Origin of the sequence: Mixta sp., from assembly GCF_024610815.1 — a bacterium.
GTDB lineage: Bacteria > Pseudomonadota > Gammaproteobacteria > Enterobacterales > Enterobacteriaceae > Mixta > Mixta calida.
This window is the reverse complement of record NZ_JANION010000219.1, coordinates 1-15,007: the sequence shown is the minus strand read 5'-3', so window position 1 is coordinate 15,007 and position 15,007 is coordinate 1. Positions and strand designations below refer to the sequence as shown.

General features: G+C 59.3%; 13 protein-coding genes and 1 pseudogene. 4 read left to right on the top strand and 10 right to left on the bottom strand.

Annotated features, from left to right (window positions below; all coding sequences use genetic code 11):
• Window positions 1-90 precede the first annotated feature (90 nt).
• The gene (gene apbC / locus MYY08_RS16755) at window positions 91-1,203 is read left to right on the top strand and encodes an iron-sulfur cluster carrier protein ApbC (RefSeq protein ID WP_038625229.1); all 1,113 of its coding nucleotides are present in this window, start codon (window positions 91-93) and stop codon (window positions 1,201-1,203) included.
• A gap of 6 nt (window positions 1,204-1,209) precedes the next feature.
• Here apbC and fucO read toward each other — a convergent pair whose 3' ends face one another.
• From fucO to MYY08_RS16730, 5 genes are all read right to left on the bottom strand, one after another.
• A complete protein-coding gene (fucO, locus tag MYY08_RS16750; protein WP_084970583.1) occupies window positions 1,210-2,358 on the bottom strand; it encodes a lactaldehyde reductase in 1,149 nt (382 codons plus the stop codon).
• A 200-nt stretch (window positions 2,359-2,558) separates the two neighbouring features.
• Entirely contained in the window at window positions 2,559-3,014 is a 456-nt protein-coding gene (locus MYY08_RS16745) for a GNAT family N-acetyltransferase (RefSeq protein WP_084970582.1), read from the bottom strand.
• 251 nt (window positions 3,015-3,265) lie between these two features.
• Window positions 3,266-5,743, bottom strand: a complete 2,478-nt coding sequence (torA, locus tag MYY08_RS16740) for a trimethylamine-N-oxide reductase TorA (RefSeq protein WP_288015009.1) — start codon at window positions 5,741-5,743, stop codon at window positions 3,266-3,268.
• Window positions 5,740-6,879, bottom strand: coding sequence for a NapC/NirT family cytochrome c (locus MYY08_RS16735; RefSeq protein WP_244555306.1), 1,140 nt, complete (start codon window positions 6,877-6,879; stop codon window positions 5,740-5,742). Before MYY08_RS16735 ends, torA begins: the two co-directional genes overlap by 4 nt.
• Window positions 6,880-7,292: 413 nt before the next feature.
• Window positions 7,293-8,711, bottom strand: coding sequence for a sugar porter family MFS transporter (locus MYY08_RS16730; RefSeq protein ID WP_038625234.1), 1,419 nt, complete (start codon window positions 8,709-8,711; stop codon window positions 7,293-7,295).
• 290 nt (window positions 8,712-9,001) lie between these two features.
• Between MYY08_RS16730 and eco the strand changes: the two genes are divergently transcribed.
• The 3 genes from eco to mltB all read left to right on the top strand — a co-directional run bounded on the left by eco (window position 9,002) and on the right by mltB (window position 11,045).
• Complete coding sequence (eco, locus tag MYY08_RS16725; protein ID WP_038625235.1) at window positions 9,002-9,499, top strand: serine protease inhibitor ecotin; 498 nt, start codon at window positions 9,002-9,004, stop codon at window positions 9,497-9,499.
• Between the two features lie 59 nt (window positions 9,500-9,558).
• Window positions 9,559-9,804, top strand: a complete 246-nt coding sequence (locus MYY08_RS16720) for a putative hemolysin (RefSeq protein WP_038625236.1) — start codon at window positions 9,559-9,561, stop codon at window positions 9,802-9,804.
• A 161-nt stretch (window positions 9,805-9,965) separates the two neighbouring features.
• Window positions 9,966-11,045 (top strand): lytic murein transglycosylase B, encoded by a 1,080-nt coding sequence (gene mltB, locus MYY08_RS16715; protein WP_038625237.1) that lies wholly within the window; start codon window positions 9,966-9,968, stop codon window positions 11,043-11,045.
• 174 nt (window positions 11,046-11,219) lie between these two features.
• Here mltB and MYY08_RS16710 read toward each other — a convergent pair whose 3' ends face one another.
• From MYY08_RS16710 to MYY08_RS16690, 5 genes and pseudogenes are all read right to left on the bottom strand, one after another.
• Window positions 11,220-12,005 carry an SDR family oxidoreductase gene (locus MYY08_RS16710; RefSeq protein WP_038625238.1) on the bottom strand — a complete coding sequence of 262 codons (786 nt, stop codon included), beginning with the start codon at window positions 12,003-12,005 and terminating at the stop codon, window positions 11,220-11,222.
• Window positions 12,006-12,044: 39 nt separating this feature from the next.
• A complete protein-coding gene (locus MYY08_RS16705) occupies window positions 12,045-12,842 on the bottom strand; it encodes a glucose 1-dehydrogenase (protein WP_084970581.1) in 798 nt (265 codons plus the stop codon).
• 50 nt (window positions 12,843-12,892) lie between these two features.
• Window positions 12,893-13,975 carry an ABC transporter permease gene (locus MYY08_RS16700; RefSeq protein WP_084970580.1) on the bottom strand — a complete coding sequence of 361 codons (1,083 nt, stop codon included), beginning with the start codon at window positions 13,973-13,975 and terminating at the stop codon, window positions 12,893-12,895.
• Window positions 13,976-13,992: 17 nt separating this feature from the next.
• Window positions 13,993-14,865: pseudogene (locus MYY08_RS16695) on the bottom strand (ATP-binding cassette domain-containing protein); the annotation flags it as partial.
• 17 nt (window positions 14,866-14,882) lie between these two features.
• Window positions 14,883-15,007 (bottom strand): IS1 family transposase (locus MYY08_RS16690; RefSeq protein ID WP_001680212.1); only part of this gene is annotated, 125 nt, incomplete at its 5' end.

The following is a 15,007-nucleotide window of genomic DNA, read 5'->3' as shown; positions in this document are numbered from 1 at the left end:
TTAAGACGATCGCACTATGTCCAATAATCTCCCGTAATGGAGACTGGCCGCACGCCGGACATAAAACAACCTGAATCACGAGGAGAAGGGATGAGTCCACAATCCCACGGGGCGCTTTCGCCCGATACGCTGCGCGCGATGGTCGCCGGCACATTGACGACTTTTGAACATCCGACGCTAAAGCATAACCTTACCGCCCTCAAGGCGCTGCACCATGTCGCGCTGATGGACGGCAAGCTGCACGTAGAGATTAAAATGCCCTTCGCCTGGGGCAGCGGCTTCGAGGCGCTGAAAGAGCAGACCAGCGCCGATCTGCTGCGCATCACCGGGGCGCAGGCGATCGACTGGCGGCTGAGTCACGATATCGCTACCCTGAAGCGGGTGAAAAACCAGCCGGGCGTCAACGGGGTGAAAAACATTATCGCCGTCAGCTCCGGCAAGGGCGGCGTCGGTAAATCGAGCACCGCCGTCAATATGGCGCTGGCGCTGGTGGCCGAAGGGGCGCGCGTGGGCATTCTCGACGCCGACATCTACGGCCCGTCGGTGCCGACCATGCTGGGCGCCGAAGATCAGCGTCCCGCCTCGCCGGACGGCAAGCATATGGCGCCGATTATGTCGCACGGTCTCGCTACCAACTCTATCGGCTATCTGGTGACGGAAGATAACGCGATGGTGTGGCGCGGCCCGATGGCCAGCAAGGCGCTGATGCAGCTGCTGAATGAGACCCTCTGGCCGGAGCTGGATTACCTGATTCTGGATATGCCGCCGGGCACCGGCGATATTCAGCTGACCCTGGCGCAAAACATTCCGGTCACCGGCGCCGTCGTCGTCACCACGCCGCAGGATATTGCGCTGATCGACGCACGCAAGGGCATCGTGATGTTTGAGAAGGTGGAAGTGCCGGTGCTGGGCGTGGTGGAAAACATGAGCATGCATATTTGCAGCAACTGCGGCCACCACGAAGCGATTTTCGGCAGCGGCGGCGCAGAGCTGCTGGCGGAGAAATACCACACCCGCCTGCTGGGCCAGCTGCCGCTGCACATTACGCTGCGTGAAGATCTGGACGCCGGCGAACCGACGGTGATCCGCCGCCCGGAGAGCAGCTTCGCCGCCCTGTATCGCGAGCTGGCGGGCGCGGTGGCCGCCCAGCTTTACTGGCAGGGCGAAATCATCCCCGGCGAAATCGCCTTTCGCGCCCTGTAATCCGGCCTACAGCGCCTGCTGATAGAGTTCCCGTACCTGCTCGCGCGTGGCGGTACGGGAATTGGCGGGCGCGCAGGGATCGGCCAGCGCCTTGTCCAGCCAGCCTTCGATATCCTTCTCTTCAATGCCTAACTGCCGGAAACCGGCGGGAATGCCCACGTCGTCAGCCAGCTGGCGCAGCGCCTGAATCGCGGCGTGGCTGGCGGCTTCGTCATCCATCTTCGTCGTATCGACGCCCAGCGCGGCGGCGATGCGGGCGAAGCGCTTAACGCTGGCGGGACGATTAAAGGCCGCCACCACCGGCAGCAGAATGGCGTTGCAGACGCCGTGCGGCAGGTTGTGCGTGGCGCCCGGCTGATGCGCCAGCGCATGCACCAGCCCCAGTCCGGCGCTGTTGAAGGCCATGCCCGCCAGATATTGCGCGCAGGCCATCATCTCGCGCGCCTCGCGATTTCCGCCATCCGCCACCGCCACAGGCAGCCAGCGATGAATCAGGGCGATCGCCTCCAGCGCGCAGGGGTCGGTCAGGACGTGCGCGCCTGTCGAGACATACGCCTCCAGCGCATGGGTCAGCGCGTCCATGCCGGTGGCGGCGGTAATGTCCCTGGGGATGCCGAGCATTACGGCAGGGTCGTCCACCGCGATATCAGGGATCAGATGCGCGTCGATAATCACCTGTTTAATCTGGCGCGCGCTGTCGGTGATCACCGCGTTGCTGGTGGCTTCGGCGGCGGTGCCGGCGGTCGTGTTGATCGCCACCAGCGGCACGCCGGGATGACGCACCTTGCCGACGCCCGCGTAATCAACCGCTCTGCCGGGGTTGGCGGTCAGAATTTTAATCGCCTTGGCGGTGTCGATCGGGCTGCCGCCGCCAAAGGCGATCAGAAAATCGCACTGCTGCTGACGAAAGGCGACCAGCCCTGCCTGTACCTGCTCTTCGGTTGGGTTCGGCGCCACGCCGGTAAACAGGGCGTAAGGAATAGTGTGCTGTTGCAAACTGTCGGTAAGGCTCTGCGTCAGTCCCAGCTCAGCGAGCTGGTCGTCGGTAACGATTAGCGCCTTGCCCCAGTTTTTCTGCGCCAGCAGCTGCGCCAAGTCGCTAATGGCGCCATAGCCGTGCAGGCTGATGCCTGGTAACGCCAGTTGAAAGCTCATGGTTCTCTCCCGTAATCAATAAAACGGCTGCCGTCTCGGCATCCTTTGGTTAGAGACAAAAGTAGCGTCGCGCGGCGCAGGAAACCTTTCCCGCACGGTCAGCCCTGCGGGAAAGGTGGCAACAGAGATAAGAATGCGGGGAGAAAGCTCACGCTTTTACAGTGTTAAGTGGATAAGTTAAATATTATCAATATGTTAACTTAAGACCCTTCCGCTTTTCTCGGCCAGGATGAGGCTTTCTTGAAGTGCATCAGCACATATTTTCCCTGCTCGCTTTCGCCGTGGGAAATGACCTGCCAGCCGTGCCGCAGATAGAAATTCTGTGCGCGGCTGTTCGCCAGCAGACACTTCAGCGCGCCGGTGGCGGTAAAGCGCTCCTGCACCGCCTTTAACAGCGCGCTGCCCGCGCCGCGCCCCTGAAACTGCGGATCGACAAACAGGCTGTGCAGAAAATTGTCATTCTCCAGAAAGGCGGCAAAGCCGAGCCGGTGTCCATCTTCCTCGGCGACCAGCACGCTTTCGCCTAACACCACCTGATCGAAATCCTCCAGCTGCCAGGCGCTGGAATCGAGCCATGTCCAGTTCGCCTTACGCGAGGCGAGGAACAGCGTCCGCAGAAAAGGGCGGTCGGCTTCAGTAAAGGGACGAATGCGCACGGGAGGTCTCCTTATGCAGCGCGCTGAAACAGCAGATGTGAATAAAACTAGCATCGTTAGCCAAAAGCGTCGGGAACGGAGCGGTCGGCTGCGCGAAAATTAATCAGCGATCGGAAGCGCGTCACTGTCTGCGCATAAGACACTGCGCCATGCTGCAACGTGTAGGAAGGCAGGTATAAAAAACATCTCGCAGAGACGGAAACGGGGAAAGTTCGAAGAGCAGGCCCGCCGGACGCGGGCCTGCAACGCCATCAGACCACGCCGGGCGGGGCGGCGTGCGCATGGTTCGGCGGCGGCTCGCCCTGATATTTTTCAATCTCCAGCTGCGCCATATGGCCGCAGTTGCCCTGCGCCAGCATCGAGGTGCCGATATCCACGGTCAGGCAGTTAACGTTGCCGTTGCGGCACAGCGCGCCGGGCTGTGCGGGATCGGCGGGATCGTACCAGGCGCCTTCGCTGATGCGCACCACGCCCGGACGAATATCGGCGGTCACCACCGCGCCGACCAGGATTTGACCGCGATCGTTAAAAGCGCGCACCAGATCGCCGCTCTGGATGCCGCGCCGGGCGGCGTCCCGCTCGTTAATCAGGATCTCCTCGCGGTTAGCGACGGCATGCTTCTCGCGCAGCGGCGTGTTATCAAGCTGGGAATGCAGCCGCAGGGTAGGATGGGCGGTATTCAGCGACAGCGGCCAGCGTTTGGCCGCTTCGCCGCCATGCCACTCCAGCGGCGGCAGCCAGCCGGGCAGACCGGGGCAGTCGGGATAGTTCATGCCCGCGATGCGCTGCGAGAAGATTTCAATTTTGCCCGACGGCGTGCCGAGCGGATTGAGCAGCGGATCGGCGCGAAAATCGGCGAAGCGCACCCACTGTTTATTCGCTTCCGGGATCGGGAAACGGATATAGCTGTTTGACTGCCAGAACATATCGAACGGCGGCAGCGCGCTGCCTGCGTCGCGTGCCTGGCTTTTCATATTGTCGTACATCGACTTCAGCCACAGCATCTCATCTTTGCCTTCGGTAAAGGCCTGTTCAACGCCGAGACGCGCCGCCAGCGCGCGGAAAATATCAAAATCGTTGCGCGCCTGATGCTGCGGCGCGACGCACTGATGCATCGGGAAAACGTAGAGCTGCGAATAGTCGCCGCCCATCTCCAGATCGTTGCGCTCATAGCTGGTGGTGCAGGGCAGCACGATATCGGCGTGTTTGGCGGTCGCCGTCCAGTAAGGCTCCTGCACCACAATGGTGTCCGGCCGCCGCCACGCCTGCAGCAGATTGTTGGTGTCCTGATGATGGTGGAAAGGGTTGCCGCCCGCCACGTAGACCATTTTCACATCGGGATAAGTCACCTGGCGACCGTTGAAGTTAATGGTTTTACCAGGGTTGGCCAGACAATCGGCGATGCGCGCCACCGGAATCGGCGCGGGCGCGTTGGCTGGCGCGCTGCCGGCGCTGATGCCGGAGATAATGCCGCCGCGCGCCGTCGGGCTGCCGCCGGAGGAGTAGTGATAGCTGAAGCCGAAGCCGCCGCCCGGCAGACCAATCTGACCCAGCATCGCCGCCAGCGTCACCAGCAGCCAGTGCGGCTGCTCGCCATGATGCTGACGCTGAATGCCCCAGCCCGCCATAATCATGGTGCGCTTGCGTGCCATCTCGCGCGCCAGTTGACGAATCACCTCTGCTTCCACGCCGCAGACGGCGCTGGCCCAGTCGGCGCTTTTCACCACGCCGTCGCTTTCGCCCAGCAGGCTGGCGCGGAAACGGTCGAACCCGACGGTATAGCGTTGCAAAAACGCTTCGTCGTGCAGGTTTTCACTCAGCAGCGTATGGGCGATGCCCAGAATGAGAGCGGAATCGGTATAGGCGTGCGGCGCGATCCACTGCGCGCTGAGCTCTTTCGCGCCCGGCTGATAAACCGGATCGATGCTGATCACGCGCGTGCCCTTGTTCGCCAGCTGCGCGAAACCGTCGAGGCCGACATGATCCGGCACGTTCCAGCTGTTTTTCAACGTGGTGTGCGGGTTGCAGCCCCAAAGGATCACCAGCTCGCTGTGCTCAATCACGTTGGGCCAGCTGGTCTGCTGTTCATAAACCTCCATCGAGCCGACGACGTGCGACATGATCACCTGCGCCGCGCCGGTAGAGTAGTCGCCGCTGTAGCTGAGGAAGCCGCCTGCCAAATTCATCAGGCGATGTAACAAGGCGCGGCAGTTGTGCAGCATGCCGGTGCTTTTCCAGCCGTAGGAGCCGGCGTAAATGGAAGAAGGGCCGTATGTCTGTTGCAGGCGGCGGATCTCATCGCTGACCAAATCAATCGCCTTATCCCAGCTGACCGGCACCCAGGCGTCGCGTCCGCGCAGCTCGGTATGGCTGCCGGGGCCGTTTTCCAGCCAGCTTTTACGCACCATCGGCGTTTTAATGCGGTTCGGCGCGTAGACCTGCCAGGGCGCCATCTCAATCAGCGCGTCGGGCGCCGGGTCATCTTTTACCGGCTGAACGCCGACCATGCGGCCCTGTTCGATAATGGCTTCAAACGCGCCCCAGTGGGCGGCGGTCAGCACCCCTTTTTGCGCCGGGCGCAGCGCGGTAAACTGCGGCAGCGCCTTGCCGATCGCCTGCGCCAGCGCGGATTTGCTGTAGCCGAAGTGCAGCGCGCTGGCCGCCATCAGCCCGCCGCCAGCCTGTAAAAAACGTCGCCGGGACCAGGCGGAAAGAAGATCTTTTTTCATTGTTCGCTTCCCTGTGGGTTAATGCTGTCGCTGGCGTGCTTTTGCGCATACTGCGTCAGCAGGCGCAGCTGTTCTTCATTCAGCGAGGTGCGCGGCGCCATGCCTTTCATTACGCCGATCCACTGATTGGCGGTGAAGTGATCCAGCGCGGTCAGGCCGTGACAGCCGGTACAGTTGGCCGACATCAGTCCGGCGGCGTACTGCCAGATTTTCTGTTGATCGTCGATCAGGATTTTTGTCGGCAGCCAGAGCGTCAGCGACACCCGATCCCAGCGTTGCCCGGTTTCGCCGTCGGTTTTCCCGCCGTTCACCTCAACCTGTTTTGCCGCCGCGTCGTCCAGCACGGCGCTCATGATGCGTTTGCCCGGCGCGGCGTAGATCGCGCCCGGCACATCCTGCTGTCGCCAGCCGTCCAGCCGCGCCTGCAATTGATCGCCGTCGCGTTGCAGAATGGTGACTTTGGTCGAAGGGAACAGCGTGCCGTCGGATTCCGTGCCGTTCTGCGCCAGTCTAAAGGGCTGCGTGGCGACGGCGTAGAGCGTGCTCGCCTTGTCCGATGCATGGGCGGCGGCGGCCAGCAGCTGCGCCGCGCCGCTGGCGTTACTGTCGCTCATGTCGGGCAGGATATGCGCCACGCCGCGATGACAGTCGATACAGGTTTGACCTTCGCGCATCGCCGTTGGATGCGCTTTGCGCGCTTCGGGACGCTGCGCCAGCGTATCCATCGCCTCGAAGCTGTGGCAGCTACGGCAGGTGGCGGAGTCATTGGCCTTCATGGTTTTCCACACCGATTCCGCCATCTCCAGCTTATGGGCGTTATATTTCTCTTCGCTGTTGATTTTACCGCTGATTTCGCCGACCACATCTTTCAGCGCGCCCGCCTTGGTCAACAGATAGTCTACCGGCTGCGGCGGTACGTGGCAGTCGGCGCACTCTGCGCGGATGCCCTTCGAATTCTGAAAGTGGATGCTGCCCTGATATTCCGCCAGCGGGCGCTGCATGCTGTGGCATGAAACACAAAATTCGCTGTCGCTGGTTTTATGCATCAGCGTGACGCCGCCGGCAAACAGCGCCACGCCCGCTATCGCCCCCAGTAACATCACCCCCAGCACCGGCCAGCCTTTCAGCCACGACATGCTCAAAAGGCGCCTTTTCCTCGCCATGTAACCTCCTGGTTATCGTTATTATCGCAACGGCTCATCGGACCCGTTCAAAAAAGCAGTTCTGTATACCTCTAAATGGGTAACTCAGGATTGTGCGGTATCAAAAAAGAAGGGGTTTAGGACCGATGAAAAGCATAAGCGTGACGCTGACGGGGTTATGCAACGGTGTGGCACAGGGGCGCGGTGAGGCATGGATATAACAGAGATACGCGGCGCAGGCGGTAAGAGGGCGCGGGTAGCCATCGCTGCGGACAGCGACATAAGTAGTTACAACATACTAAAGGATGCTACAGCGATAAGGGAAACCACGGCAACCCCTGAGAGGGCGCCGCCTGGCAGGAGGGAAAGGCGCACTTCCTTATCATCCTTTAAGGAAGCGCACGGGATTATTGCCCCAGGTCGCGCAGCTTCTTGCCCGACATCAGGTTCTTCTCGATATGCTCCAGCGTCACGTTTTTAGTTTCCGGGATAAGCCAGAAGGTAATGACCACAAACGCCAAATTAAAGCCGGTATAGAGCCAGAAAGTGCCCGCCGCGCCGATGGTGTCCAGCAGCGTCAGGAAGGTCGCGCCGATAATCATATTGGCGATCCAGTTGGTGGTGGTCGAGCAGGTGATGCCGAAATCGCGGCATTTCAGCGGCTGAATTTCCGAACAGAGGATCCAGACCACCGGCGCAGCGCTCATGGCGTAACCGGCGATGCACATCATCGTCATGCCGACCGAAAGCCAGGAAAGGCCAGTAGTGATCTCGCCCCGGCCCGCCTGCATCAGGCAGTAGCCGAGCACCAGCGTGGCGAACGCCATCACAGTAAAGCCGATTTTCAGCACCGGCTTGCGGCCTGCTTTATCAACGGTAAATACCGCAATCAGCGTCGCCAGCATAAAGGTCAGGCCGACCACCACTGTCGCCATCATCTGCTGCTGGGTATTGCTGAAGCCCGCCATTTTAAAGATCTGCGGCGCGTAGTACATAATGATGTTCATGCCGGTAAATTGCTGCATCGCCTGCAACAGCATGCCGAGGAACACCGCGCGTCGCACGTTGCCGTTGCGGCGGAACAGCGTCCAGCCGCCCTGTTTCATTTGCAGGCTCTGACGAATCTCATTCAGCTCCTCGCGCGCTTTATCCGACGTATCGCGCAGCATGCGCAACACCTCTTCCGCTTCGATATGCAGTCCCTTTGCCGCCAGCCAGCGCGGGCTGTTGGGCAGGAAGATCACCATGGCGAACAGTACCACAGCCGGCAGCGCCAGCACGCCGAGCATGGCGCGCCAGTTGCCGCTATAGCTCAGCGCGGTGTCAGAGAGAAAGGCCAGCAGGATGCCGAAAGTGATCATTAGCTGGTACATGCTGATCATTCTGCCGCGAATATTTTCGCTCGCCATTTCAGAAAGGTAGAGCGGGGCGGTATAGGAGGCGATACCGACCGCGACGCCCAGTACCACGCGCGCCGCCAGCAGCACCTCCAGGCTATTGGCGAACGCCGAACCGAGCGAGCCGAGAATAAACAGGATCGCGCCCGCCATCAGGCTGTATTTGCGGCCCAGGCGCGAGGAGACCCAGCCGTTGCAGAGCGCGCCCAGCGCCGCGCCGAGCATCATGCTGCTCACTACCCACTCCTGCTGATGGCTGGTAAGGGAAAAATGGTGGGTAATAAAGGGCAGCGCGCCTGAAATCACGCCGATATCCAGCCCGAACAGCAGGCCAGCCAGCGCGGCGGAAAAAGAGATAAACAGATTCATACGACGCACCTTGCGTCTGTGCGTATCGGCAATATCTAAGCTGTTGTTAACATAAGACATTTTACGGCTCCAGGATGAGAATGCTGCATCATACGGCAACATACAGAATTCTCTGGGGCGGGCGTGATGTTAAATGGTCCATAGAGATGGATATTCCTGCTGCTGCCTGAGGTTTTGTGATGCAGATCGCGCTTTATCTGGGATGTAACGGTCTCAGGCGTGATCCAGCCAGAAAATCGGTAACGTCAGAAGGAGGCTTTTTTATCCGATTTTACTGTTTATTTTGAGCATAAAATAAAGTTATCCTGTTGTGGATTGGACGATTAGTTTAAAAACACTCGGGAACAGAGATGAAAAATATTGCTATTGCGCTTAGCGCGTTATTTATCGCCTCTTCGGCATGGGCCGGAGCTAAATCCGATGCGGGACCGCATGCGAAACTGGAAAGCGTGGCGCCTTATCCGGCTGCGGAGAAAGGACAGATCAGGCAGGTGATTTATCTGCCGCCCCAGCAGAATGAAGAGCGCTATAAAGTGGAGCTGCTGATAGGCAAAACGCTGGAGCGAGACTGCAACCGGGTAATGCTGGGCGCGGAAACCGAGCAGCGCACGCTGGAAGGCTGGGGATATGACTATCTGGTGGTTAAGCGTCTCACGCCGCCTGCATCAACGCAGATGATGTGCGCGGATAAGCGCAAACATCGTGAATTTATCGCTGCTAATCTTCAGCAAGGTCTGCTGCGTTATAACAGCAAGCTGCCGATCGTGGTGTATACGCCTGCTGACGTTGAGGTGAAATACCGTCTCTGGCAGGCCGATCCCGCCATCGCCGACGCTGTGAAACAGTAACAGGTTCGCCGCGTCGTCCATTGGTCGGCGGCGCGGCATGGATATAACGAGGAGAGAAGATGAAAAAGAGCCTGATGTCTTTAGCGGTAATGCTGCTTGCCGGCTGCGGCGGTCATGCTTCGCGCCCGGCCGCCCCGCAAAAAATCGGCACGCCTAACCCGGCTTCCGTTTACTGCGTGCAGCAGGGCGGAAAAGTGGAAATGGAAAAGAGTCCCGAGGGTGTAATCGGTTACTGTCATTTGCCTGACGGCACACGGGTTGAAGAGTGGACGCTTTTTCGGCAAAACAACGCCAAAAAGCCCTAAAGCGCCAGCACGACAGTAAAATGCGTGCTGTTATCCGGCGGCGCTTCGGCGCCGCTTCAACCAGTGGAAAAATATTTTTCGGAAACCAGGAATTTTCTTTTACCTGACGCAGATCCCTGCTTACCATTATTCTTTTTCATCGCTGATTATATGGACTTTCAATGCGTCATCCTGGCATCCTCTTACCGCTGATTGTATTACTGGCTGCCTGTAGCAGCAAACCTTCCTCCCCACCGCCAACGCAGACCGGCAACCCGTTTCTGGGCGACGGCGGCTTTTTACTCAAGCCCAGCCATGAGATCCAGCCGCTGAGCGGCGACTTCTCCGGTAATCCGGCGGCGGAGCGCTTTATCGATAAAATGGTGCAGGAGCATGGCTTCAACCGTCAGCAGCTGCACAGCGTGCTGGCGCAAACCAAACGTCTCGACTGGGTGCTGCGCCTGATGGATCGCCAGGCGCCGACCCCCAGCTATCAGGGACCAACGGGGCCTAACGGCGCCTGGATTCGCTATCGCAATAAGTTCATTACGCCGGACAACGTGCAAAAAGGCGTGGCGTTCTGGAACCAGTATCAGGATGCGCTCCAGCGCGCGCAGCGCGAATATGGCGTGCCGCCCGAAATCATTGTCGGCATTATCGGCGTGGAAACCCGCTGGGGCCGCGTAATGGGCAAAACCCGTATTATCGACGCGCTGGCGACGCTCTCTTTCGCCTATCCACGTCGCGCGGAATATTTCACCAGCGAGCTGGAAACCTTTCTATTGATGGCGCGTAAAGAGGGCGACGATCCGCTGGATTTACGCGGCTCCTACGCGGGCGCGATGGGTTACGGCCAGTTTATGCCCTCATCGGAAAAGCTCTACGCGGTGGATTTCAACGGCGACGGCCACACTAACCTTTGGGACCCGGTCGACGCCATCGGCAGCGTGGCGAACTATTTCAAACAGCACGGCTGGCAGGCGGGCGAAACGGTCGCCATACCGGCCAGCGGACAGGCGCCTGGCCTGGAAACCGGCTTTAAAACCCGTTACAGCCTCGCAAATCTGGCCGCGGCGGGATTGCGTCCTCAGGCGCCGATCAACGGCAATCCGCAGGTCAGCCTGCTGCGCTTCGATATGGGCAAGTCTTATCAGTACTGGTACGGGCTGCCTAACTTCTACGTGATCACCCGCTATAACCACAGTAACCACTATGCGATGGCGGTCTGGCAGCTGGGCGAAGCGGTAGGGCTGGCGCGATAACAGAGGTTAAGAAGACGCTGCGCAGGGCCGTTTACAGCTGGCCTGATTTGCCAACGAAAACGGCTCCGCGAGCCATAAACCTGGCGTCTTTCTCAGTGTTTCATTATGGCCGCAGCCTGTTCCGCTGCGGCCTTTTTCATGGGTATGCGCTCGCGTTGAGCGCTTTCCGCGACGTTACCAGCAGACGAAGCCGCCGTCGACCAGCAGATCCACGCCGGTGCAAAATGAGGCCGCGTCGCTGGCGAGAAACAGCGCGGGACCTGCCATCTCGTCCACGCGCGCCATGCGTTGCATCGGCGTCTGGCTTTCAAAGGCCTGCGTCTGATGCACCATTTCAGGACGCGTATTCATCGGCGTCGCCGTATAGCCTGGGCTGATGCTGTTAACGCGAATGTTTTTATCTACCCACTCCATCGCCAGGCTTTTTGATAAATGGATCACGCCCGCTTTGGAGCAATTGTAGTGCGCCTGTTCCAGCCCGCGATTGACGATAACGCCAGACATGGAGGCGATATTGATAATCGAGCCGCCGCCCGACTGCGTCATCAGTTCCGCCTCCGCTTTACAGGCGTTCCAGACGCCGGTCAGGTTAATATCGATCACCTGCTGCCACTGTTCGCTTTCCATTTCCAGCGCTGGATTGGCGTTAGCGATGCCGGCAGCATTGACCGCCACGTCGAGACATCCATAGCGTTCTTTTACCGTGGCGATGGCGTCACGCAAGTCGGACAGCTGGCGTACATCGCCGGTAAAGGCGCAGGCGTCGCCCTCTATCTCTTCAATACGCTTCACGGTTTCAGCCAGCCCGCCATCCTGACGTAAATCGAAGCAGGCCACTTTCGCGCCCGCGCTGGCCAGGGCGATAGCGATAGTTTGTCCGATGCCGCTTCCGGCGCCGGTAACAAAAGCAACGCGTCCGGTCAGGCTGAACAGCTGCTGCGCAAAATCTTTCTTTATCATGGTCGATCTCTCGCTCAAGAGGTTATCAGCCGTCATGCGTCATGACATGATCAGGCCGCCGTCAACGTTAATGGTTTGTCCGGTGATATAGCGCGCATCGTCCGACGCCAGAAAAGCGACCAGACCGGCGACGTCTTCAGGTTTACCCGCGCGTTTCAGCGGGATGCCCTCAACCCATTCCGCCATCAGCTCGCCTTTACCGTAGCGCTTCTGTTCAGAGCTAAGAATCTCGCCCCAGACGCGATCGTTGTAGTCCCACATTTCGCTTTCAATAATGCCGGGGCAGAAGGCGTTGACGGTGATATTCCACGGCGCGAGTTCGTGCGCCAGGCTCTGCGTAATGCCGATCACGCCCATTTTGCTGGCGGCGTAATGCGGAGTGTAAATAAAGCCCTGACGCCCCTGACCGGAAGAGGTGTTAAGCAGGCAACCCTGATTCTGTTTAACCATATACTTTGCGGCTTCACGGCAGCAGAGCCAGACGCCGGTAGTGTTGACCGCCAGCACTTTTTCGAAATCCGCTTTCGGCATACGGTCAAAGTAATCAATGGTAATCACGCCTGCGTTCTGAATTGACACGTCAATCGTGCCGAAGCGTGCGGCCGCCTGCTCATAGAGCGCGCGAACCTGTTCTTCATCGGTGACATCCGCCTGTAAAGCGAGGATATCCGCCTGATAGCGCTGACGCAGCTGCGCCGCCGTCTCCTCCACGCGTTCTGAGTTCGACACCATCACCAGCCTGGCGCCGTCGCGCGCGAAGCGCTCTGCGATGCCGGCGCCGATGCCGCGGCACGCGCCGGTGATGACGACGGTCCTGTTATGGAAATCTCTTTGCATCTGTTCTCTCCTTATAGACGCCCGGCGGGAGAGCCCGGGCGGATGAATCGCTAGCCCGAAACGGTTGATTTGGCGGTCGTATTCATTTGCTCTTTGGACGCCTGGCGAACCTCATGGCGGCGCAATAAGATCACTTTGTTTTGCAGACGCTGCTGGAACTGATCGACCACGACGGCGGTGACGATGACGACGCCCTTAATCACCATCTGCCAGAAATCGCTGACGCCCATCATCACCATGCCGTCGGCCAGGAAAACAATCACGAAGGCACCGATGATTGAACCCGACACGCGCCCGCGTCCTCCGGCCAGCGCGGTGCCGCCCAGTACGGTGGCGCCAATGGCGTCCATCTCAAACATATTGCCGGTCATGGGGTGCGCGGTTTGCAGCTGAGAAGCGACGATCAGCCCCACCAGCGCGGCGCAAAGTCCCGAAAAGGCGTAAACGAAAACTTTCACCTTAACGATCGGCACGCCAGCAAGACGCGCGGCGGATTCATTGCCGCCGATGGCGTAGATATAGCGGCCAAGCGGTGTTTTGGTGGTGAGCCAGAAGCCCAGCAGCAGGAAGGCGAGCATCAGCCAGATGGGAAAATAGATGCCGAGCAGAGTGCCGGAACCGAGCGTGGCGAAACCGGTGTTGCCCAGCGCATCGATGCCGTTGAGATTGGCGTAAGTGCCGCCGTTGTTGAACAGCAGCGCGGCGCCTCTGGCGACGTACATCATGCCGAGCGTGCAGATAAAAGGCGCCACGCCGAAGCGGGTGATGACCGCGCCGTTAATCAGCCCGACCGCCACGCCGAACAGCGTGGTCCACAGGATCACTTCCGGCACGTTGAAAAAGATAATCTGTCCGTTCCAGAGCGGCAGGCCGTTGGTCAACAGCGCGCCCGCCACCATGCCGCAGATGCCGGCGACCGCGCCGACCGACAGATCGATGCCGCCCGTCAGGATCACTAACGTCATGCCGATAGCCAGCAGCGCGGTGATCGCCACATGCTGCGTCATAATCAGCAGATTAGAGAGCGTCAGAAAATTCGGCACCATCACGCTGAAGAAGGCGATAACCAGCAGCAGCGCAATAAAGGTTCTGGCCTTCAGCAGATACATATAAATCATATATTTCTGGTTCATAGGGAATTTCCGCCTGATTAATCTTGAGGAGTCGCCGCCGCGATCAGTTTTTCGCGGGTCGCCGCATGGCGCGGCAGATCGGCGGTAATACGGCCGTCGGCCATCACCAGAATGCGATCCGCAAGCGCCATCACTTCATCCAGCTCCGATGAGGAGAACATAACGGCAAGCCCCTCCTGCGCCATGTTGCCGATAAGGTGGTAAACGTCGGTTTTAGCGCCGACATCGATGCCGCGCGTAGGCTCATCCAGCAGCACGACCTGCGGTTGGGTCATCAGCGCCTTACCCAGCACCACCTTTTGCTGATTGCCGCCGCTCAGCGAGGTGATGGGCAGTTCAGGATCGCTGACCTTGATCGCCAGCTGGCGGATCATCTTGTTGACGCTGGCGCTTTCCTGCTGCGGATTCAACCATTTCCAGGCGCGGCGAAAGCCTTGCAGGCTGAAATCGGAAAGGGTCATATTGGACTGGATCGACATCATCTGAATCATGCCTTCGCCCTGACGATCTTCCGGCACCAGCGCCAGCCCTTTCTTTAAACGCGCCTGGAAGCGCGCCTTTTCCAGGCGCTGTCCGTTCAGCGCAATGCTGCCGCTCTGACAGGGCATCAGGCCGACCAGCCCTTTAAACAGCTCGGTGCGCCCTGCGCCGAGCAGGCCGTAGATGCCGATAACTTCGCCTTTACGCAGGCTAAAACTCACGTCGTTAAGCCTGTAGCCGCCGTTCTGATGCAGGGCGGTCAACCCGTTGACCTCCAGTACGGCGTCGCCCTGCGGCGCGGGTTGATAGTCGAAGTGTTTTTTCTTATCGCCGACCATCTGCTCAATAATCCACGGGATGGTGGCCTCGCTGACCTTGCGTTCGTCGATAAAGCGCCCGTCGCGGAAAATAGGGTAATGACTCCAACTTATTGATAGTGTTTTATGTTCAGATAATGCCCGATGACTTTGTCATGCAGCTCCACCGATTTTGAGAACGACAGCGACTTCCGTCCCAGCCGTGCCAGGTGCTGCCTCAGATTCAGGTTATGCC